At 70.0% G+C, this 19,323-nt stretch carries 18 protein-coding genes; 11 read left to right on the forward strand and 7 right to left on the reverse strand.

What is annotated here, in order from left to right; genetic code table 11:
- The first annotated feature begins 49 nt into the window (after positions 1 to 49).
- Positions 50 to 1,837, forward strand: a complete 1,788-nt coding sequence (locus ACN469_RS23225; RefSeq protein ID WP_498770920.1) for a S8 family serine peptidase — start codon at positions 50 to 52, stop codon at positions 1,835 to 1,837.
- Positions 1,838 to 1,845: 8 nt separating this feature from the next.
- On the opposite strand, the gene ACN469_RS23230 is transcribed toward ACN469_RS23225, so the two are convergent.
- Complete coding sequence (locus ACN469_RS23230) at positions 1,846 to 2,328, reverse strand: anti-sigma factor family protein (RefSeq protein WP_498770921.1); 483 nt, start codon at positions 2,326 to 2,328, stop codon at positions 1,846 to 1,848.
- Positions 2,325 to 2,942 carry an RNA polymerase sigma factor gene (locus ACN469_RS23235; protein WP_498770922.1) on the reverse strand — a complete coding sequence of 206 codons (618 nt, stop codon included), beginning with the start codon at positions 2,940 to 2,942 and terminating at the stop codon, positions 2,325 to 2,327. Before ACN469_RS23235 ends, ACN469_RS23230 begins: the two co-directional genes overlap by 4 nt.
- A gap of 149 nt (positions 2,943 to 3,091) precedes the next feature.
- Between ACN469_RS23235 and ACN469_RS23240 the strand changes: the two genes are divergently transcribed.
- Positions 3,092 to 4,318 carry an acyltransferase family protein gene (locus ACN469_RS23240; RefSeq protein ID WP_498770923.1) on the forward strand — a complete coding sequence of 409 codons (1,227 nt, stop codon included), beginning with the start codon at positions 3,092 to 3,094 and terminating at the stop codon, positions 4,316 to 4,318.
- 53 nt (positions 4,319 to 4,371) lie between these two features.
- On the opposite strand, the gene ACN469_RS23245 is transcribed toward ACN469_RS23240, so the two are convergent.
- Positions 4,372 to 4,662: a FruA-associating protein, FapA gene (locus tag ACN469_RS23245; RefSeq protein ID WP_498770924.1), complete on the reverse strand. Its 291-nt coding sequence runs from the start codon at positions 4,660 to 4,662 to the stop codon at positions 4,372 to 4,374.
- Between the two features lie 141 nt (positions 4,663 to 4,803).
- Positions 4,804 to 5,850 (reverse strand): NAD(P)-dependent alcohol dehydrogenase, encoded by a 1,047-nt coding sequence (locus ACN469_RS23250; protein ID WP_498770925.1) that lies wholly within the window; start codon positions 5,848 to 5,850, stop codon positions 4,804 to 4,806.
- 103 nt (positions 5,851 to 5,953) lie between these two features.
- Here ACN469_RS23250 and ACN469_RS23255 point away from each other — a divergent pair, with 103 nt between their 5' ends.
- A complete protein-coding gene (locus ACN469_RS23255) occupies positions 5,954 to 6,901 on the forward strand; it encodes a LysR family transcriptional regulator (RefSeq protein ID WP_498770926.1) in 948 nt (315 codons plus the stop codon).
- A gap of 11 nt (positions 6,902 to 6,912) precedes the next feature.
- On the opposite strand, the gene ACN469_RS23260 is transcribed toward ACN469_RS23255, so the two are convergent.
- Entirely contained in the window at positions 6,913 to 8,985 is a 2,073-nt protein-coding gene (locus ACN469_RS23260) for an ATP-binding protein (RefSeq protein WP_498770927.1), read from the reverse strand.
- A 250-nt stretch (positions 8,986 to 9,235) separates the two neighbouring features.
- On the opposite strand from ACN469_RS23260, the gene mhpA reads away from it, so the two are divergent.
- The 5 genes from mhpA (at position 9,236) to ACN469_RS23285 (ending at position 14,555) form a co-directional block, all read left to right on the forward strand.
- Positions 9,236 to 10,822 (forward strand): bifunctional 3-(3-hydroxy-phenyl)propionate/3-hydroxycinnamic acid hydroxylase MhpA, encoded by a 1,587-nt coding sequence (mhpA, locus tag ACN469_RS23265; protein ID WP_498770928.1) that lies wholly within the window; start codon positions 9,236 to 9,238, stop codon positions 10,820 to 10,822.
- A 193-nt stretch (positions 10,823 to 11,015) separates the two neighbouring features.
- Positions 11,016 to 12,146: a M4 family metallopeptidase gene (locus ACN469_RS23270; RefSeq protein ID WP_498770929.1), complete on the forward strand. Its 1,131-nt coding sequence runs from the start codon at positions 11,016 to 11,018 to the stop codon at positions 12,144 to 12,146.
- A 3-nt stretch (positions 12,147 to 12,149) separates the two neighbouring features.
- Entirely contained in the window at positions 12,150 to 12,491 is a 342-nt protein-coding gene (locus ACN469_RS23275; protein ID WP_498770930.1) for a protealysin inhibitor emfourin, read from the forward strand.
- 64 nt (positions 12,492 to 12,555) lie between these two features.
- Positions 12,556 to 12,954, forward strand: a complete 399-nt coding sequence (locus ACN469_RS23280) for a BlaI/MecI/CopY family transcriptional regulator (RefSeq protein WP_498770931.1) — start codon at positions 12,556 to 12,558, stop codon at positions 12,952 to 12,954.
- Positions 12,951 to 14,555, forward strand: coding sequence for a transglycosylase SLT domain-containing protein (locus ACN469_RS23285; protein WP_498770932.1), 1,605 nt, complete (start codon positions 12,951 to 12,953; stop codon positions 14,553 to 14,555). Before ACN469_RS23280 ends, ACN469_RS23285 begins: the two co-directional genes overlap by 4 nt.
- A gap of 202 nt (positions 14,556 to 14,757) precedes the next feature.
- Here the strand turns inward: ACN469_RS23285 and ACN469_RS23290 are convergent, their stop codons facing one another.
- Positions 14,758 to 15,402, reverse strand: coding sequence for a TetR/AcrR family transcriptional regulator (locus ACN469_RS23290; RefSeq protein WP_498770933.1), 645 nt, complete (start codon positions 15,400 to 15,402; stop codon positions 14,758 to 14,760).
- A gap of 72 nt (positions 15,403 to 15,474) precedes the next feature.
- Between ACN469_RS23290 and ACN469_RS23295 the strand changes: the two genes are divergently transcribed.
- A complete protein-coding gene (locus ACN469_RS23295) occupies positions 15,475 to 16,290 on the forward strand; it encodes an alpha/beta fold hydrolase (protein WP_498770934.1) in 816 nt (271 codons plus the stop codon).
- Positions 16,291 to 16,333: 43 nt separating this feature from the next.
- Positions 16,334 to 17,344 carry an extracellular catalytic domain type 1 short-chain-length polyhydroxyalkanoate depolymerase gene (locus ACN469_RS23300; protein WP_498770935.1) on the forward strand — a complete coding sequence of 337 codons (1,011 nt, stop codon included), beginning with the start codon at positions 16,334 to 16,336 and terminating at the stop codon, positions 17,342 to 17,344.
- Between the two features lie 60 nt (positions 17,345 to 17,404).
- Here the strand turns inward: ACN469_RS23300 and ACN469_RS23305 are convergent, their stop codons facing one another.
- Entirely contained in the window at positions 17,405 to 18,361 is a 957-nt protein-coding gene (locus ACN469_RS23305) for an MBL fold metallo-hydrolase (protein WP_498770936.1), read from the reverse strand.
- A gap of 65 nt (positions 18,362 to 18,426) precedes the next feature.
- Here ACN469_RS23305 and ACN469_RS23310 point away from each other — a divergent pair, with 65 nt between their 5' ends.
- Positions 18,427 to 19,317, forward strand: coding sequence for a LysR family transcriptional regulator (locus ACN469_RS23310; protein ID WP_498770937.1), 891 nt, complete (start codon positions 18,427 to 18,429; stop codon positions 19,315 to 19,317).
- Positions 19,318 to 19,323 lie beyond the last annotated feature (6 nt).

The raw sequence follows: 19,323 nt of genomic DNA on the forward strand, positions 1-19,323 counted from the left end.
CGCAGGTGACGTACCTATCCGCTGGCTGGGATGCGCAAGGAGAATGACGATGAAGCGTTGGGTCTGGCTCGGGTTGCTCGGTGGGGCCGTGGCGTGCACCAAGGTGCCAGACCGTCCCCCCGTGGAGACCGAGGACGTCTGTCCCGGCACGGAGGAGATGTCGCTGCCCGCACCCCGCGCGCAGGGACTCGAGGCGCGGCCCGCCGCGGAGGATGGCTCGGAGTCGGTGCTCATCACCTTCCGCCCCCGGGTGTCCGCCAACGCCATGGCGAACACCGACGCCTTCGCCGAGGACGTGCGACGCGTGGGAGCCCAGGTCAGCCACCGCTTCCCCCGGCTGAACACCATCGTCGCCGAGGTGACGCCCGAGGCGCGCGCGGCGCTCGCCAACAACCCGGACGTCCTGCGCGTGGAGCCCAACCGCCCGGTGCACGCGTTCGGCATGCCGAGCCTGGCTCCCTCGCTCTGGCAGGGCGTGCTGCCCAACACGCGCGGCTCCGTCGGTGAATACACCGCCGGTCTGAAGGCCGTGCAGGCGACCGAGGTCTGGGACGCGAACAACGATGGCGAGCTGGACGTCGGCGCTCCGTCGGGCACGAACATCAAGGTCTGCATCATCGACAGCGGCTGGGACGACCGGCACCCGGAGCTGGCGGCGGCGTACATCGGCGGCAAGGACTTCCTCGACGGCGACAAGTTCCCGCTGGACCAGGCGGAGGAGGAAGGTGTCGTGCGGTGGGGCGGCGGCCATGGCACCCACACGGCGGCGACCATCGCCGCGCAGCTCGGCGCGGGCGCGCGCGTTCGCCCCGGTGAAGAGCCCAATGGCGTGGCGGGCGTGGCGCCCACCGTGTCGCTGCTCGTGGCCCGCGTGCTGAACGTCAACGGTGACGGCAACACCGGAAACGTCATCGCCGCCATGGAGTGGTGCATGGAGCAGGGCGCGAACATCGCCTCGCTGTCGCTGGGCTCGACGGTCAAGTCGGACGCGGAGGAGCTCGCGTTCAAGAAGGCGCACGAGGCGGGCATGGTGGCCGTCGCGGCCACGGGCAACCGAGGCACGAACGAGACGTCCTTCCCCGCCGGCTACGACACGGTGATTGCCGTGGGCGCGGTGGACTCCAACAACGCGTGGGCGACCTTCTCGCAGTACGGCGACTTCGTGTCGCTGGTGGCGCCGGGCGTGGGCGTGCTGAGCGCGACCATCGTCGGAGGCGCGCCGTATGGCGACGTCCAGGCCGGCGGCACGCGCTTCGCTTCGGACCCACTGGAGTACACCGGGGTCGGCACGTACACGGGGCGGATGGTGTACTGCGGCCTGGGCGAGCGCGCGGCCTCGTGCGGCGTGGGCGCCACCTGTGAGGGCTTCGTGGCGCTGGTGGACCGCGGCGGCGGCATCCTGTTCCAGGAGAAGGCGCGCAACGCCATCCGCGCGGGTGCCAAGGCCATCATCATGGGCGACAACAGCAGCGAGGCAGGCCCGGGCTTCACGCTCACCGAGCCCTCCGAGCGCTGGGTGCCCACGACGTCCGTCACGCTCGCCAACGCCAACACCCTCAAGGGGCTGACGGGGCAGGACGTGACGGTGGACGTCACCGGTTTGGACTACCTGCGCCAGTCGGGCACGTCCATGGCCACGCCGCACGTGGCCGGAGTCGCCGCGGTGGTGTGGAGCGCGTGCCCCGCGCTCACCAACGTCCAGCTGCGCGCGGTGCTCCAGGAGAGCGCGCGGGATTTGGGCGACACCGGCAAGGACCAGCGGTTCGGCCACGGCCTGGTGCAGGCCAAGGCCGCCGTGGACCTGGCGAAGCAGCGCTGCCCGACTCCCGCGCCGTAACGCGCGGGTCAGTCCCGCAAGGCCAGCACGGGTGAGGCGATGAGGCACGCGCCCACCCGGGCCTCCAGCGCGGCGGCGGCGTCCTCGCACGACTCCACGCCGGTGGCGACGATGAGCTCGCGGCTCCACGGCTCCTCCGCGCCGACACCGGTGCCGCCCCGAGGAAGGCTGAGGCCCACGAAGGCCACGGCCGCCGCGGCGGCCATCGCCATCTTCCCCCAGTGCCGCCACTGTCCCTCGCGCCGCGCGTGACGCACGGGCGGCTGGGCCTTCTGCGCGAGCCGGGCCTCCAGCGCGGAGAAGTTCAACGCGGGGCGAGCCGGCTCGCGGCGCGCGCGCTGGGCCATCCACCCGCGCTCCAGCCGCTGCCACGACAGGGCGTGCTTGCAGGCGGCGCAGGCCTCCGCGTGCGCGCGCACCCTCGCGGCGTCCTCGGGTGCCAGCTCTCCGGCGAGCAGCGCGTCCAGCTCGCTCTCTCGGCAGGTGCTCATGGGCGTCCTCCTCCGACGTGGCCGGCCAGTTGTTCGCGCAGGCGCAGGCGCGCGCGGTGGATTTCGTTCTTCACCTTCGGCAGCGACCAGCCCATCACCGAGGCAATCTCCTCATAGGCAAGCCCATGGTCGATGCGCAGCAGCAGCGCCGCCCGGCGCTCCGCGTGCAACATCCCCAGGGCCTCTGTCAGCAGCCCCGCCAGCTCCTGGTCCAGCAACAGGTCCTCCGGCGACGGCGTGGGCAACACCGCCTCCACCTGGGAGGCGTGCTCCTCGTCCGCCACATCCACGTGCACCCCCCGGGTGCGGCGGGACTCCAGATAGACATGCCGGGCGATGCCCAGGAGCCACGAGCCCACCCGGTCCTCGTCGCGCAGCGCGCCCAGCCGTGAATGGGCCCGCACGAAGGTCTCCTGGGTGGCCTCGTCCGCCGCGGCCTCGTCGCGCAGCAAGTCCCGCAGGAAGCGCCAGACGGCCGGGGAGTGCCGCTCGAAAATCGTGCGGAAGGCGGCGGGGTCTCCCGCGCGCGCCCGGCGCAGCAGGCCGCGCTCCCCATCCGTGTCGGATGGAGGCGCACCCACCAGGACCATCTTCACGGCGGAGAGGAGAGCCACGGCCCTACCGTGTCACGACAGGCCCGGGAGTTTCAGCGGCCCTGTCGATTCTGGATTCGAGGGGGTGTCACGGCACGCCCGCCTGGTCTTCTCCCGAGAGCCGGGAGCCAACCTTGTTGGGGAGTTGGCGTTGTTGGTATGAGAATCCCATGTCTTCCGATTACGCCCGCCCGGACGCGGCTCCGGCGGCGCACGCTCCGCGTCTGCACGGCCACCTTCCCGTGCTCGACGGTGTGCGGGGCCTCGCGGTCCTGCTGGTCGTCTTCTTCCACACCACGCACCTGAGCGACCAGAGCGTCGCGGGGCGTGCCACCTGGTGGTTGGCCGGCGCGGGTTGGACAGGCGTGGACCTGTTCTTCGTCCTCTCCGGCTTCCTCATCACCGGCATCCTGTGGGAGGCGAAGGGGCAGACGTATTACTTCCGCAACTTCTACGCGCGCCGCGTGCTGCGCATCTTCCCGCTGTACTACGCGGCGCTGGCCGTCTCGTTCCTCGTCCTGCCCTCGCTGGTGGGGCGGCTGAACCTGGACGAGCGCATCACCACGGATGGCGCTGTCTGGTATCTGCTCTACTTCTCCAACTTCTACCAGCTGTGGACAGACACCACGCACCCCATCCTGGGCGTCGTGTGGTCGCTGGCGATTGAAGAGCAGTTCTACATCGTCTGGCCCTTCCTCATCGCCGCCGTCTCCTACAAGGGCGCCATCCGCCTGTGTCTCGGCACCATCGCCATGGCGGTGGCGGTGCGCGTGGGCCTCACGCTGTACGGCGCCAGCGAGGAGAGCACGTACGTGGTGACGTTCTGCCGCGTGGACTCGCTCGCGCTGGGGGCGCTGTTGTCGCTGGCGCTGCGACATCCGGAGGGCAAGGGGCTGGCCGCCTTCCCGTGGATGCGCTGGGCGCCGTGGCTGGCATTGCCCATTGTCGCGGCTGTGATTGCGCTGCCGGTGGGCCCCGCCTTCAAGACGGTGCTGCGCACCGGCGGCTACACGGCGGTGGGCATCCTCTACACGGTGCTGGTGTACCGCGTGGTGGCCGCGAAGCCGGGCACGCTCCTGCACCGCTTCTTCTCCAACCGCGTGCTCCTGATGTACGGCAAGTACAGCTATGCCATCTATCTGGTGCACTCGCCGCTGGATGCCATCCTCCGTCGCACCGTGCTGAAGACGCCGCTGAAGGAAGTGGGAGGCTCCGACTTCCCCATGCAGTTGCTCTTCTACGTGGTGGCCGCGTCGCTCTCGCTGGGCATCGCCCTGGTGAGCTGGAACCTCTTCGAGAAGCACTTCCTCAAGCTCAAGGACTACTTCCCGTACAGCGAGCGTCCGGCGCCGACTCCCGCGCCCGCCCCGAGCAGCTCTCCGGGCGCCGCGAGCTGAAGCGCGACGCGCGCGCGGGAGTCTTGGCTTCCCGCGCGCCGTCGTGAGCGCCGTCAGCCTGGCTGGATGAGCGCCTTGGCCACGAGCAGGGCCCACGCCTCGGCGGAGTCCAGCTCCGCGCGGGCACTGGCATAGATGTCCAGGCTCTCGTCGGAGCCGTCTCGCATGAAGATGGCGTCATGCAGCTCGCGCTGCGCACGGCTGAGCCAGAGGCTCGCCTGGAGACGCAGCTTGGCCGCCGCGTGAGGGTCCTTCAGCGACTTCCCGGGCGACAGCAACTCGTGCTCCTCGGGATACAGCATCGTCATCTTGTTGTAACCGCCATGCTCAAGTGTCGTAGTCATGGATTGAGAATGCGAACCGAGCGCCGAGCAGGCACCTGTCCGCTCGGGCAGGTGTCTGTCGTGTAGCGAGCACGCGGCGCCCGTGAGCCACCCGCAGCGGAAACTTCCGGACGGTGCGGCTTCTATGCGCCGCGTCAGGCTTTACTTCAGGCTCTTCATGTCGATGACAAACCGGTATTTCACGTCACCCTTGAGAAGCCGGGTGTAGGCCTCATTCACCTGCTGAATGGGAATGACCTCCACGTCGGACACCACCCCGTGCTTGCCGCAGAAGTCGAGCATGTCTTGAGTCTCCTGGATGCCGCCGATGCTGGAGCCCGAGAAGTTCCGGCGTCGGGCGATGAGGGAGAAGGGCTGGACGGGCAGCGGCTTCTCCGGGACGCCGACGAGGACGAGGCTGCCGTCGAGGCGCAGCAGGCGCAGGTACGCGTTGATGTCGTGGGGCGCGGAGACGGTGTCGAGCACGAAGTCGAGGGTGCCTTCCTGGGCCTTCATCTCCGCCTCGTTGGAGGAGACGACGACTTCGTGGGCGCCCAGGCGCAGCGCGTCCTGCTTCTTCTTGTCGGTGTGGCTGAAGACGATGACGTGCGCGCCGAAGGCCCGCGCGAACTTCACGCCCATGTGGCCCAGGCCGCCCAGGCCGACGACGCCCACGCGCTGGCCGGCCTTCACGTTCCAGTGCTTCAGCGGTGAGTACGTGGTGATGCCCGCGCACAGGAGCGGCGCGGCGGCGGCCGGGTCCAGGTTCTCCGGGACGCGCAGGACGTAGGCCTGGTCGACGACGAGCACGCTGGAGTAGCCGCCCTGGGTGGGCTGCTGGCTTCCGGGCTCCTTCGAGTTGTACGTGTAGATGGGACCGCGCTCGCAGTACTGCTCCAGGCCCTGTTTGCAGGCCGGGCAGGTGCGGCAGGTGTCGACCATGCAGCCGACGCCGACGGAGTCGCCGACCTTGAACTTCGTCACGTTGGCGCCGACGCGCGTGACGCGGCCGATGATTTCGTGGCCAGGGACCATGGGGAAGAGGGAGCCGCCCCACTCGTCGCGGGCCTGGTGGAGGTCGGAGTGGCAGATGCCGCAGTACTGGACGTCGAACTGGACGTCGTCGGGGCCCGGCTCGCGGCGCTCGAAGTTGAAGGGGGCCAGTGGGGACTTCGCGTCCTGGGCGGCGTAGCCACGTGCGGGAATCATGGGAGGTCCTTGGTGGGGGGTGAGAGAACGCGTGGAATATGCGCGGGCGCTCCCGTGCGCGAAACCAATAGAATCCGGACATGGTCTGTAGAAAAACTTCGCAATGGCCTTCACCCCGCTCAACGCGCTGAATGCATTCCTCGCGGTGGCCCGCAGGCGCAGCTTCGCCGCCGCCGCGGAGGACCTGGGGGTCTCCGCCTCCTCGCTGAGCCAGTCCGTCCGCCAGCTCGAGGCGCGGCTGGGCGTGGCGCTGCTGACCCGCACCACCCGCAGCGTGGCGCTCACCGAGCCGGGCCGTCGGCTGATGGAGGGGGCGGGCCCGTCGGTGGACCAGGCGCTGGCGGCGCTCAAGGTGGCTGCTGTCCAGCCGGGCGAGGTGACGGGGCTGGTGAAGCTCACCGTGCCCACGGTGTCCGTGTCCCACGTCATCGCGCCCGTGCTGACACGCTTCCTCGCCCGCCATCCCCGCGTGGAGGTGGAGCTGCGCGTGGAGGACTCCATGGTGGACATCGTCTCCGAGGGGCTGGATGGGGGCATCCGCTTCTCCGAGTCCCTGGAGCGCGACATGGTGCAGGTGCGGCTGTCGCAGGGCTTCCGCTTCGTGGTGGTGGGCTCGCCCGCCTACTTCAAGCGCCGAGGGGTTCCGGAGAAGCCCCGGGACTTGCTGACGCATGACTGCCTTTGCATCCGCTCCGGTACCACGGGGGCGCTCTATCAATGGGAGCTGGAGCGCGGCGCGCGGAGCTGGCGCGTCCCGGTGCGGGGGCCGCTGGTCACCTCGAGCCACCACGCGCTGATGGAGCTGGCCGAGTCGGGCGTGGGCTTGATGTATGCCTTCGAGCCGGAGGTGGCCGAGCAGGTGAAGCGGGGCGCGCTGCGCATCGTCCTGGAGCCCTACTCAGCCCACGTCGACGGCTTCTTCCTCTACTTCCCCAGCCGCTCCCGCGTGTCCCCCGCGTTCCGCGCCTTCGTGGACGTGGCGCGCGAGGTGACCGCGGAGCAGCGCGCGCTCGAGGCCCGCACGGCGACACGTCCCCCGCGCGCCCGCTAGCCCGCACGGGCTCAGGCGCTGGGGATGCCTCGGGCGCGGGCCCTGACGCGGGCGGCTTCCTCGAAGGCACCGGCCTCCTCCAGCGCGGTGGCGGCGCGGAAGTAGAGCAGCGCGGCCTCCATGTGCCGGAAGGCGGAGGCCTCCGCGTTGGCGGCGGCGACGAGGTGGGGCGCGGCGCGCTCCGGCTCCTTGCCCTCCAGCCAGTGCTGAGCGACGACGACAGGCGCGGCCTTGCGCTGCTCCAGCGCGCTGGCCAGCCTGCGATGGAGCAGGGGAATCAGCGAGGGGGGAATCGTCTCCCGCACCACCTCGAAGAGCAGGTCATGCGTGAAGCGCTCTCCGCGCAGCACGTGCGCGGCCTCCAGTTCGGAGAGGTGCTGGGCCAGCGTCAGCGGCGTCATCTCCAGGACCTCGACGGCCAGCTCCAACTGGAAGGACGTCTTCGCGAGCGCCGCCAGCCGGGCGACTTGAAGTGCCTGGGGCGACAGCCGCTCCAGCCGCTGCTGAATCAAGTCACGGCCCCGGCCGGAGGGGTGGATGTGCTCGGGCCAGCCCCGCTCCAGCCCGCCCGACTCCAGCAGGTGGCGCAGCGCCTCCATGATGAACAAGGGATTGCCGCCCGTGTAGCGCATCACGTTGTCCGTCAGGTGCTCCGCGCCCGCCAGCTCCAGGCTCCCCAGCAGCGCGCCCACCGAGTCCATCTGGAGGGGCTCCAGCTCGATGACGATGGCGAGCCCCGCCTCCACGAGCTGCTGGATGCAGCCGATGGCCACCGGGGTCAATTCGCCCTTGCGGAAGGTGTCCACGAAGTGGGGGAAGGCGCCCCCCGGCTGCGTGTCGTGGCGACGCGACAGCATGAGCAGGGCGAACTCCGCGGTGGCCGCGTCCATGTAATGCAAGTCATCCGCGACGATGGCGTCCAGCCCCGCGCACAATTGGTAGACCGCCTGACAGTTGGCCTCCAGGAAGCGGCTGCGGTCCGCCTCGTCCACCATGGGCGGGGGTTGGCCCTCCGGGCCCGCCATGTCCGGCATCAGCCGCGCCAACTCGCGGCGCACCCACGGCTCCAGCTTGGAGTCCGGACGCTGGGCCAGGAGCTGTCGCAAGAGCCGCACGTGAGAGGAATAGGCCACGTGCATCTCCCCGGGACGCGACTCCAGGGTGATGTGGGTGCCGCGCGAGGCGGCGAAGTCATGCGCCAGCCGCGTCTTGCCCACCCCTGGCTCGCCGCTGAGGAAGATGGTCAGCCCCGCCTCCCAGGCCTCCTCCATCCGCGTCCACTCCCGCTCGCGTCCCACCAGCACGGGCGGACGCAGCACGGACAGGGGCAGCTTCGCCGCCTGCGCGCGCGGGGCGTGAGACGTCGTGGGGCCCCGCTCGATTTCCCTCGCCAGCGCCACCGTCTGCGGCAGGGGCTGGGTGTCCAGCTCCTCGCGCAACAGGCGGCGGCAGCGCTCGAAGGCGTTGAGCGCGGCCATCCGGTCCCCGGACACGTAGTGCAGCCGCATCAGCCGGCGCCACGCTTCTTCCGAGTACGGGTCCATGCCCAGCAGCTTCTCCGCCAGGACGAGCGCGCCGGACATGTCCCCCGCGCGCTCGCGCGCCTCCGACTCCGCTGACGCGGCCCGCCGGCGCAGCTTGTCCAGCCGCTCCCGCGCGCTTTCGAGCCACGCGTGGAACTCCGGGCAGTCGTCGAACTCCAGCGCGGAGAGCAGCACACCCTCCAGCTCCAGCACCTGCGAGTGGCGCCCGGCCAGCGCGTGGGCCTGGAGCTGCGAGACGTCGATGGTGATGCCCTCCGCCAGCGACAGGACATCCCCGCCCTGCACCAGCTCCGCGCCCGTGGACAGACGCAGCCGACGCAAGAGCTGTCGCATGTTGTTTCGGGCGGTGACTTCGCTGGACTCGCCCCACAGCAGGCCCGCGAGGCGGTACTTCGGATGGGGGCCTTCCAATGCCAACCACGTCAGCACCGCGGCGGTGCGGCGCTCCAAGGGCAGGTGTGCGCCGTCATGCCGCAGGCGCGCCTCGCCGAGCAGCTCCAGGTGAAAGACTTGCGTCCCTGCCGCGTCGTCGCCTGCCATGGCCTCCGGGGTTCCAAGAATGAGAGAGAGCGTTTCGCGCAACGTAACACGTCGCACCCGATGCTCCCTCACGGGTAGGGATGACCCCAGGAAGGGTCCGAGGTACCGGCCGCTTTCCCTCTCGAATTTCCAGCACACGGCAGCTCGCCGTCACGAGCGGACGACGTTGCGAAAGCTTTCGTGCGGTCACACCCTGGTCACACCTCATTCGTTATTGATTGCTCCAGACTGAATGAACCCGGGGGCTCTCATGGTTTGTGACAAGCAGCAGGCCGACATGGAGGTTGATGTCATCATCAGCGGCTGCGGTCCCGTGGGTGCCCTGACATGCAATCTGCTGGGCTCCCTGGGTGTGCGGACGCTGGTGCTGGAGCAGGACCTGGCGCCGCATGGCCAGCCGCGCGCCTTCTCCTGCGACGATGAGGCGCTGCGCATCTACCAGTCCACGGGCCTGGGCCCGGAGCTCCAGAAGGACATGCGGGAGAACCGCTTCGCCGAGTACGTGGGCGAGACGGGCAAGCGCTTCGCCGAGGTGCACACCGGCGTGGCGGACTTCGGCTTCGGCTACTCGCCCTTGTGGTTCTTCCACCAGCCGCTGGTGGAGGGGGTGCTGCGCGATGGCATGGCGCGCTACCCCCACGTGAAGCTCCAGGTGGGAGCGGGCGTGGAGAGCCTGGAGCAGGACGCCTCGGGTGTGACGGTGCGCTACCGGCTGCTGCAGACCGGAGAGCTGCGCACGGTGCGCGGGCGCTACCTGCTGGCGTGCGACGGGGCGCGCAGCGGCGTGCGCAAGGCGCTGGGCATCAAGATGTCGGGGCGGGCCTACGGGGAGCCCTGGCTGGCGGTGTCCGGCAGGGTGGAGGGTGACGCGCCGGAGCTGTGCCGCTTCGTGTGCGACCCCAATCGCCCGGCCTTCGTCGCGACGGGCGCGGTGGGGCAGTTCCGGTGGGAGTTCATGCTGATGCCGGGCGAGACGCGCGAGGAGATGGAGCGGCCGGAGACCATCAAGAAGCTCCTGGCGCCCTACATCGACCCCGAGCGCGTCCACGTGGAGCGCGCGCAGGTCTACACGTTCCACTGCCTCAACGCGGCGCGCTGGCGCGACGGCAACGTGTTCCTGCTGGGTGACGCGGCGCACACCATGCCGCCCTTCATGGGCCAGGGCCTGGTGTCTGGCATGCGCGACGCGTCGAACCTGGCGTGGAAGATTCAGCGCGTCGTCCGGGGCCTGGCGCCGGCGTCGCTCCTGGACACCTACGAGGAGGAGCGTCGGCCGCACGTGGAGGCGGTGCAGAAGCTGTGCGTGCGAGTGGGGCACCTCTTCCTCGCCCGCAACCGCTGGGTGGCTGGCGCGCGCGACATGGTGATGCGCGCGCTGCAGCGCATCCCCCGGGTGCGCCGCTTCATCCAGCACTTCGAGTTCAAGCAGCCGCCGATGCACGAGCGCGGCTACTACCTGGGCGGCGGGCACACCTCGGAGTCGCCGGAGGGCACGTACTTCATCCAGCCCAAGGTGCGGCTGCCGACTGGCCAGGAGGTGCTGCTGGACGACGCCATCGGCAACGACTTCGCGGTGCTGTGCCGCGCCAACGCTCCGGCCGCGCAGGTGGCGGCGGCGCGCGGGCTGGCGGAGGCCCTGGGTGGGCGGCTGCTCGCCGTCCAGTCGACGGGCGCGGATGGCGCCGACGTGCAGGCGGTGGAGGACATCACCGGGAAGCTGGGCGACTGGTTCTCGCGCCATGACTCGGACGTGGTGGTGCTGCGGCCGGACCGCTTCGTCTTCGGCGCGGTGAAGGCGGAGCGCCTGCCGGAGCTGCGTGACGCGCTGGGGGTCTGACGGACCCCTCGCCCGAGGGCCTCGTGGATATCCGAGGGGCGTTCGGGCCCCCCGTCCCACGAGGATGCGGCGAGGCGTGATGTCTGTCGTTGGCGGGGCGAGGGAGTGTGGGTAGTCCCCGGCGCCCCGATGTCATATCGCGGCGCAGGTGGCTCCACCTTGAGGACTGAGACGTTCTCGAGGGGGGACACCCATGCTGACGCGGCGAAGACAGCACGTTCATTCCATTCATTGCATCCTGCCTCCGTATCTCCTGCGGTCCATCGCGGAGAACGGCACGCCCCAGCAGCGCGTGAAGGCCCTGCGCACGGTGGCCACGGACAGCACCTTCCGGGCGCTGCGCTTCGCGGGGGGCCGGGTGGCCGCCTCCGCTTCCTCCGTCCGCCGGCTGCCGGCGATGATGGTGGAGTCGCAGCGGCAGCGCAGCATCTACGACTTGAAGGGCGAGGAGGCCTTCCCCGGGACGCTGGTGCGCTCGGAGGGGCAGGAGTCGTGCGGAGACCTCGCGGCCGACGAGGCCTTCGAGGGCCTGGGTGCCACGTATGACTTCTTCTGGGAGGTCATGGGGCGCAACTCCATCGACGGGGATGGGATGCCCTTGCAGGCGTATGTCCATTACGGGCACGACTACGACAACGCCTTCTGGGACGGGCGCCGCATGGTGTTCGGCGACGGGGACGGGGAGTTGTTCAATCGTTTCACCATCGCCCTGGATGTCATCGCGCACGAGCTGGCGCACGGCGTGACGGAGGACGAGGGGCCGCTCTGGTACTTCCGGCAGGCGGGCGCGCTGAACGAGTCGATGTCGGATGTCTTCGGCTCGCTGGTGAAGCAGCGGCTGCTCGGACACACGGTGGACCAGGCGGACTGGCTCATCGGCGCGGGGCTGCTGGCGGACGAGGTCGAGGGCAAGGCCCTGCGCTCCATGAGGGAGCCCGGGACGGCCTTCGATGACGACGTGCTGGGCAAGGACCCGCAGCCCGGCCACATGCGCGACTACGTGAACACGTGGGAGGACAACGGCGGCGTGCACATCAACTCCGGCATCCCCAACCGGGCCTTCTGCCTGACGGCCCTGAGCCTGGGAGGCAGCGCGTGGGAGCGCGCGGGCCGCATCTGGTACGAGGCCGTGAGGGACCCTCGCATCATGCCGGACACCAACTTCTCCGACTTCGCGCGCATCACCGTCATGTCCGCCACCCGGCTGTACGGCTCCGGCGACGAGGAGGCGGCCGTGAAGGAGGCCTGGGAAGAGGTGGGCATCCGCGTCTCGCGAGACCGGGTGTCCGTGCCGCAGTGGGGCAGCGTCCAGCCGGGAGCCTGAGCCGTGTCGCGAGACAGCGTCCGTATCCAGCTCTCGCAGGAGGGCGGGCTCGCCGCCTTCCCGGGGCTCGCTCGCCCGAGGAGCGTGGAGCTGGGCGAGCTCCCCGCCGAGCAGGCCGAGGCCATTGAGCACGGCCTGCGCGACGTGCGCTTCCATGCGCTGCCGGCCATCGTGGGCGGCGGTGGCTCCGCCTCCAGGGGCGCCGACCAGCGCCGCTACACCCTCACCGTCGAGGACGGGCCGCGGCGACACTCCGTGGAGCTGGTGGAGCCGGTGGAGGACCCCCGGCTGCGCGAGCTGCTGTCCCTGGTGAAGCGCGCCACGCGCCGACGGGGTGGACACTAGAACTAAGGGCTTAGTTGACGAAGAACTAAGGTCTTAGTAGTAATGCTGGCCACGGAGGACCTCCATGGCCAGACAACCCGAGCCCGAGGCGCCCCGGCCGTTGACGCCGGTGGAGCTCGAGCTGATGCACATCGTGTGGAAGCAGGGCGAGGTGAGCGTGGCGGACGTGCTGGCCACGCTGCCACCGGAGCGCGCGCTGGCGTACACGTCCGTCTCCACGGTGCTGCGCATCCTGGAGCAGAAGGGCGTGGTGGTGAGCCGCAAGCAGGGCCGGGGGCACCTGTACTCGGCCACGCTGCCGCGCGAGACATATGAGGCGCAGAGCCTGCGCCACCTGGTGGACACCGTCTTCGATGGCACGCCGTCCGCGCTGGTGGCGCGACTGGTGGAGGCGGTGCCGCTGGCGCCCGACGAGGTGGAGCAGATTCGCAAGCTGCTCAAGGGCAAGGGAGGCAAGCCGTGAGCGGGCTTGTGTCCTTCTATCTCGCGGTGGCGCTGCTGCTGCCGGTGGCGTTGTTGCTCGCGTGGGGCGCGCTGTCGCTCCTGTCGCGGCTGGGATGGGCGCTGTCCGCGAGGCAGGCGCTGCGCGTGGGGCGCGGGGCGCTGGCCCTGGTGTTGTTGCTGCCGCTCCTGGCGATGGGCGCGCGAGCGCTGACTCCGGCGGGGCCGTTGTTCACCTTCGAGCGCTCGATGGCGCGACAGGCGGAGCGGCTCCCCTCGGCTGTGTGGACGAGTGGGCCGCGTGCCTCCGAGCCGGTGGGCCCCGGAGCCGTGTCCGTGCCTGTGTCCATTGGAGTGCTGTTGTCACTGAGTTGGCTCGTGGGCGCGGGGTACTTCATCGGCCGGGCGCTCGTGCGTCATCGGCGGCTCTTGCATCGACTGGAGGCGCTGCCTCGGGTCCGAGGGGTGGGCCGCGTGGCGGTGGTGCTCGGCGAGGAGGGGACTCCGGCGTTCTCCGCGTGGTTTCCCCGCTGGGGAGCGCGTCCGTCCGCGTGGGTGGTGGTGCCTCCCGCGCTGCTGGAGGACGCGGAGGCGTTCCGGCTCACCGTTCTGCACGAGCTTCAGCACCACCGTCAGCGCGACACGCACCTGTCCCTGGGGCGACTGGTGCTCACGGGCGCCTTCTTCTGGCATCCGGCGGCGCATGGCCTGTCGGCCTGGCTCGCGTCGCTCCAGGAGCTCGCCTGTGACGAGGCGCTCGTCGCGAGCGGCCGGGCCCAGGCCCGCGCGTATGCGCGCTGTCTGCTTCAAGCGGCGCTTCGGCTCCCGGGCGCTCCGCCCGTTCCCGCCGGTGCCACCGGTATGTCTCATCCCACACAGAGGAGGATTCACATGCTGTTCCAGCCGCGCCCCCGTCGCACCCATGCCGTCCCCGCGCTGCTCGCCGCGCTGTCGTTGCTCCTGCTCCCCGTCGCCGTGCTGGCGCAAGGCGCGGCGCGTGGACGCACGGTGACGCAAGCCGATGCGGAGGCGCTCGCCCGGACGAGCCAGCCGAAGGGGGACCTGCCTGTCGTGGTGGACGCGAAGGTGATGGAGCAACTCAATCGCCTGGTCGGCACCGACAAGGGCCGCGCCTTCATGAAGCGGGCGCTGACGAACCTGGGCACGCACCGCGACGCGCTGGCGTCGACGCTGCGAGCGAAGGGCCTGCCCGAGGGACTGCTCGCGGTGGCGGTGGTGGAGTCGGCGGTGACGAACATGCCGGAGACGGATGGTCGGCCGTCGCTCGCTCCGGGCATGCGAGGCGCGGGGGTGTGGATGTTCATCCCCGAGACGGCGCGTCGCTACGGGCTGGAGGTGAGCGAGGCTCGCGACGAGCGGCTGGACGTGGCGCGCGAGACGCAGGCCGCCTCGGCCCTGCTGTCCGACTTGCACACGCGCTACGGCGACTGGCGACTGGCGCTCGCGGCGTACAACCAGGGTGAGAAGAAGGTGGACCAGGCGCTGGCGGAAGGCGGCAGCCGCGACGTGTCCGCGCTCATCGCGGGCGGCCACCTCAATGACTACGTGGCCACCGTGCAGGCCGGGCTGCTCATCGTCCGCAATCCGCACCTGCTGGACTGAGCGCGACGTGTGTCACCGCGATGACCTCGCGGTGTGCTTGTGGGTGGCCTCGACGTCGGTGGAGCAGGTGAAGCCGCGACGCCATGGTGCTTCCGCGCGGATGAAGGCCGCGAGCCCGACACCTTCGTGAAGCCTCACCGCTCCGCCCCAGCTCGCGACATGCGCGGCGCCAGCTCCGCGTGGACAGCGGCGAGGTGAAACCTCACCGCTCCGAGGTCGCTCCCAACATTCGCAGCGCCAGCTCCGCGTGGACATCCGAGAGGGTCTCCACGTCGAGCGCGCTGCCGGAGTCGTACCAGTAGGGCAGACGCACGCCCATCGCGGAGATGGCGGCGGCGGTGACGCGGGGATGGGGCGGAGAGAAGCTCTTCTGCGCCACCCCGCGCTCGATGACCTCCGCCAGCAGCGCGGCGGACTTGTCCCGCAGGGCCACCGCCGGGGCGGCCAGCTCCGGCGTCAGCGCGTACAGCTCCTCGTTCACCACCACCGCGAGCTGGGGATGCATCGCGTGCATGCGCGTGTGCGCGCGCACCAGCGCTCGGACCTGCTGCCTCGGCTCGGGCTCGGACTCCCTCAGCGCCGTCTGGAGCGCCTCGTGGTGGGCCTCATGGCCAATGCGCACCAGCTCCGCGAGCACGTGCTCCTTCGAGGCGAAGTGCGCGTACAGCGCGCTCGGCTGCAGCTCCAGCACCTTGGCCAAATCTCGAATCGACGTGTCGTGGTAGCCGCGACTCGCGAACAGCTGGAGGGCCGTCTCCAGGATGCGACGTCGGGTGCCGTCCGACGGTGCTGACGGCGGAAGGCTCGCCGGCTGGGCGCGAAGCCGGGAGCGAGGGGGTGTGCTCATGTGGGTTCTTGATAAACGAACGTTCGTTCAGATAGGGTGGGGATACGTCACTTCCGCGCCTGGAGTCCGAGGATGTCCACGTTGCAGCTCGAAGGCTTCACTCTCCACTACGAAGAGTCGGGGCAGGGCATTCCGGTGTTGCTGCTTCACGGGCTCGGCTCCTCCGGGGTCGACTGGGAGCTGGTGACGCCACGGCTGGCGAGCGGTTACCGCGTCGTCGTCCCGGATGCACGAGGTCACGGGCGCAGCGGTCGGCCGGCGGGTGCCTACGGCGTGCCGCTCTTCGCGAAGGACGTCGCCGCGCTCTGCGACTCGCTGGGCCTGAAGCAACTGCACGTCATCGGCCTGTCGATGGGCGGGATGATGGGCTTCCAGCTCGCGGTGGACCGGCCGGATTTGGTGCGCAGTCTGGTCATCGTCAACAGCGGCCCGGAGCTCGTCGCCCGCACGGCGCGCCGCAAGTTCGACTTCGCGCTGCGGCTCTTTCTCCTGCGCTTCCTGGGCCCGAAGGCCCTGGCCAAGGTGCTGGCGCCCAAGCTGTTCCCCAAGCCGGAGCAGGAGTCGCTGCGTCAGCGCGCCATCGCCACGTTCTCCGCCAATGACCCGGACGCCTACCTGCGCTCGACGCGCGGGCTGTTGGGCTGGAGTGTCATGGCGCGACTGAAGGACATCACCTGTCCGGTGCTCGTGCTCCACTCCGAGCGCGACTACACGCCCCAGTCCGCGAAGCAGGCCTATGTCGACCTGCTGGCCCACGCGCGTCTCCAGGTCCTGACGGACTCCGGCCACGCCGCTCCGCTGGACCAGCCCGGTCCGCTCACCGACGCCGTGGAGGACTTCCTCCGCGCCGTCGACAGCGATGCACCGGGCACCTCGCTCGGCGCCTGAGCCGAGCAGCGAACCCGAGCTCCACAACCCAGGAGGCTGGACGATGTCGATGCATCGACGTGGTGTCGCACTCTCGCGGTCGCTGTTTGTTCTCACGGTGTTGCTGGTGCTCTCCACGGGAGCACCCGCGTACGCCGGCTCGTGGGTCCATGGCAACTATGTGGGCGCATGGGGAGCCCGGGGCTACCAACTCTGGGTACCCACCGGCTACCAACCGGGGACGCCGCGCCCCCTGCTGGTAGCGCTACACGGCTGTCTCCAGAACCCGGACCAGTTCGCGGGCCTGTCGCGCCTGAACGAGAAGGCGGACGCGGAGGGCTTCCTCGTCCTCTATCCGAACCAGGCGACGTTCGTGAACGCGACGCAGTGCTGGAACTTCATGCTCGGCAACAACCAGGAGCGCGGCACGGGCGAGCCGTCGCTCATCGTCGGCATGGTGGACCTGATGAAGCAGCGCTACTCGGTGGACGCGCGCCGCGTCTACGTGGGCGGCGTGTCGGCGGGCGGTGTGCTCACGACGACGTTGATGTCCTGCTACTCGGACGTGTTCGCCGCGGGCATGGTGGGCGCGGGCGCCATGTACAAGGCGGCGACGACGGTGTCTGGCACGGGCTTCGCCATGCTCTTCGGCAGCATCTACTCGCCGGATGACAAGGGGAAGGACGCGTGGGTCTGCTCGGGTCGGCCGCGTCGCACGGTGCCGGTGCTCGTCGTGCATGGCACCGAGGACAGCGTCGTCAACCCGCTCAACGGCGAGCAGGCGGTGAAGCAGTTCCTCCAGACGAGCGACTACGGCGATGACGGCGTGGCCAACGACAGCATCAAGGGCACGCCGACGAGCACGCGGACCTTGAGCGTCCCCGGTGGCCGCACCTACGTCGTGAAGGACTACGTCTACGGCGGTGAGCTGGTGGCCCAGAAGTATGAGATTCGCGGCATGGACCACGCGTGGCCGGGAGGCAATGCGAGCTACCCCTTCGCCGACCCCACGGGCCCCGACGCCACCACGTTCATGTGGGACTTCTTCAAGCAGCACGCGCTCGACCTGCCGTAGCGCGCTGGACTTCCACCTGCGCTCCTCGTTGCTTCGAGGAGGAGCGTGGGTTGTTTCGCATCAGTGCTGGTGGCCCAGGCGCACCGCGACGTTCGGGTGCGCGGCGGCGAAGGCGCGCAGCTTCTTGAAGCTCTCGGTGCCGCGCGGCGCGTCGGCGGTGAAGGAGCCCGGCTCCACGTCGTGCTCCCAGCCCCAGCGGGTGTGGCTGGCGTCGCCCACGAGCAGCACGGGGCCCTTCGTGGAGCGCACCAGGTACGCGGTGCTGCCCGGCGTGTGGCCCGGCACCCAGAGCGCCCACACGGAGCCGTCGCCGAAGATGTCCACCGCGCCCTCGAAGAGTCCGCTCGCCTCGGCGGCGTAGGTCCACTCGGACAGCGCGGCCTTGCCCGCGAGCGCGCGGTCCGTGTTGGGCTTCAGCAGCACGTTGAGGAAGGCGCGGGCCTCGGCCTCGCCCGGTCCGGAGTAGACGGGGGTGCCCGCGGGCACGTCGGCCATGCCGGTGACGTGGTCCAGGTGCAGGTGCGTGAGGAACACGCCGGCCAGGGGCTGGGGCTGCTTCGCGAGCCACTCGCCCAGCGGCTGGTGCACCTTGAGCTTCTCCAGCTTCATGGTGCTGGCGACGAGGCCTTGCATGGCCGCCTTTTCTGGCGCGTCCCGCAGGGCCGTCTCGATGCCGGTGTCGACAATGAAGAGGCCCTTCGTCGGGTGGCGCAGCGCATGGAAGAAGACCTGGATGGGCTCGTCCCCGTCCTCCAGGTTCGCCGCCTTCGCGGTGGGGTGCTTCAGGTTGATGAGGCCACTCCGGTCCACGGCCCAGTCGGAGGAGGCGATGGACTCCAGCTCCACGGGGCCGGGCTCGTCCAGCACCGCGAGCAGGTCCTTCACGGGCCGGGCCGCGCCAAGCGATGACGGCTGGTGGGGGTGTGAGGTGGTCGCCACGCCCATGACTCCCAGGACGACGGCGCCGAGGACGAGGGCGGACAGGACGGCGAGGCTGATGCGCTTGGCGTTCTTCATGGGCCCCAAGGTACCGATGCGCTGGTGCATGGAAAATGGCCATTTTGGTATGAAGCCATCCGAATATGGATATTCCCTGGGATGACGCGCGCCTGTTCCTGGCCATCGCGGAGACGGGCAGCTTCAGCGCGGCGGCGAAGCGGCTGCGCATCGGCCAGCCGACGGTGAGTCGCAGGCTGGCGGCGCTGGAGTACGAGGTGGGGGCGAAGCTGTTCCGGCGGAGCGTGGACGGCGCGACGCTGACGTCCGCGGGCGAGCGGCTGCTCCCTCCCACCCGGAAGATGGCGGAGTGGGCCGGAGAGCTCCAGCGCGCCGCCGAGTCGGCGGACTCGTCTCCCCAAGGGCTGGTGCGCGTGACGGCGAGCCCCTTCGTCAGCTTCGACTTCCTGGCGCCCTTCGCGGGCCATGTGGCGCGCAAGCACCCGGGGCTGCGGCTGGAGGTGCAGTCGTCGGTGAACTACGCGGACCTGGGGCGCGGAGAGGCGGACCTCGCGCTGCGCACGAAGTCCACGCGTCACGCGGACCTCACCCGGGTGTACACGCTGGAGGTGGAGACCGGTGTCTTCGTCTCCAAGGCGCTCAAGGCGGCGTTGCCGAAGCGGCCGACGCTCCAGGAGCTGCCCTGGGTGGCGTGGGCTCCGCCGTTCGAGGCGATGCCGCCCAATCCCCAGCTCGAGTCGCTCATCCCGAACTTCGCCCCCGTCTTCACCGCCGACAACTTCCTGGTGCTGCTGGCGGCGGCGGAGGCGGGCGTGGGGGCGATTGCGCTGGCGAACACCCCGCACCGCTTCAGTCAGCAGCGGGAGCGAAATCTGGTGCCGCTCGACATCGACCTGGGGCCGTACAAGAAGAGCCAGCTCCACCTCATCTGCGCGAAGTCGGCGCTGGATATCCCCCGCGTGCGCAAGGTGTCGGAGCTGCTGGTGGAGGAGCTGGAGCGCGCGAAGCTTCGTTGACCTCGC

It is taken from the genome of Corallococcus terminator (assembly GCF_049194865.1).
In the GTDB taxonomy this organism is placed as follows: domain Bacteria; phylum Myxococcota; class Myxococcia; order Myxococcales; family Myxococcaceae; genus Myxococcus; species Myxococcus terminator_A.

Coding starts and splice junctions, on each gene's coding strand:
- ACN469_RS23225 (WP_498770920.1), top strand. CDS start 50: ATGAAGCGTTGGGTCTGGCTCGGGTTGCTCGGTGGGGCCGTGGCGTGC.
- ACN469_RS23230 (WP_498770921.1), bottom strand. CDS start 2,328: ATGAGCACCTGCCGAGAGAGCGAGCTGGACGCGCTGCTCGCCGGAGAG.
- ACN469_RS23240 (WP_498770923.1), top strand. CDS start 3,092: ATGTCTTCCGATTACGCCCGCCCGGACGCGGCTCCGGCGGCGCACGCT.
- ACN469_RS23245 (WP_498770924.1), bottom strand. CDS start 4,662: ATGACTACGACACTTGAGCATGGCGGTTACAACAAGATGACGATGCTG.
- ACN469_RS23250 (WP_498770925.1), bottom strand. CDS start 5,850: ATGATTCCCGCACGTGGCTACGCCGCCCAGGACGCGAAGTCCCCACTG.
- ACN469_RS23255 (WP_498770926.1), top strand. CDS start 5,954: ATGGCCTTCACCCCGCTCAACGCGCTGAATGCATTCCTCGCGGTGGCC.
- ACN469_RS23260 (WP_498770927.1), bottom strand. CDS start 8,985: ATGGCAGGCGACGACGCGGCAGGGACGCAAGTCTTTCACCTGGAGCTG.
- mhpA (WP_498770928.1), top strand. CDS start 9,236: ATGGTTTGTGACAAGCAGCAGGCCGACATGGAGGTTGATGTCATCATC.
- ACN469_RS23270 (WP_498770929.1), top strand. CDS start 11,016: ATGCTGACGCGGCGAAGACAGCACGTTCATTCCATTCATTGCATCCTG.
- ACN469_RS23280 (WP_498770931.1), top strand. CDS start 12,556: ATGGCCAGACAACCCGAGCCCGAGGCGCCCCGGCCGTTGACGCCGGTG.
- ACN469_RS23290 (WP_498770933.1), bottom strand. CDS start 15,402: ATGAGCACACCCCCTCGCTCCCGGCTTCGCGCCCAGCCGGCGAGCCTT.
- ACN469_RS23295 (WP_498770934.1), top strand. CDS start 15,475: ATGTCCACGTTGCAGCTCGAAGGCTTCACTCTCCACTACGAAGAGTCG.
- ACN469_RS23300 (WP_498770935.1), top strand. CDS start 16,334: ATGTCGATGCATCGACGTGGTGTCGCACTCTCGCGGTCGCTGTTTGTT.
- ACN469_RS23305 (WP_498770936.1), bottom strand. CDS start 18,361: ATGAAGAACGCCAAGCGCATCAGCCTCGCCGTCCTGTCCGCCCTCGTC.
- ACN469_RS23310 (WP_498770937.1), top strand. CDS start 18,427: ATGGATATTCCCTGGGATGACGCGCGCCTGTTCCTGGCCATCGCGGAG.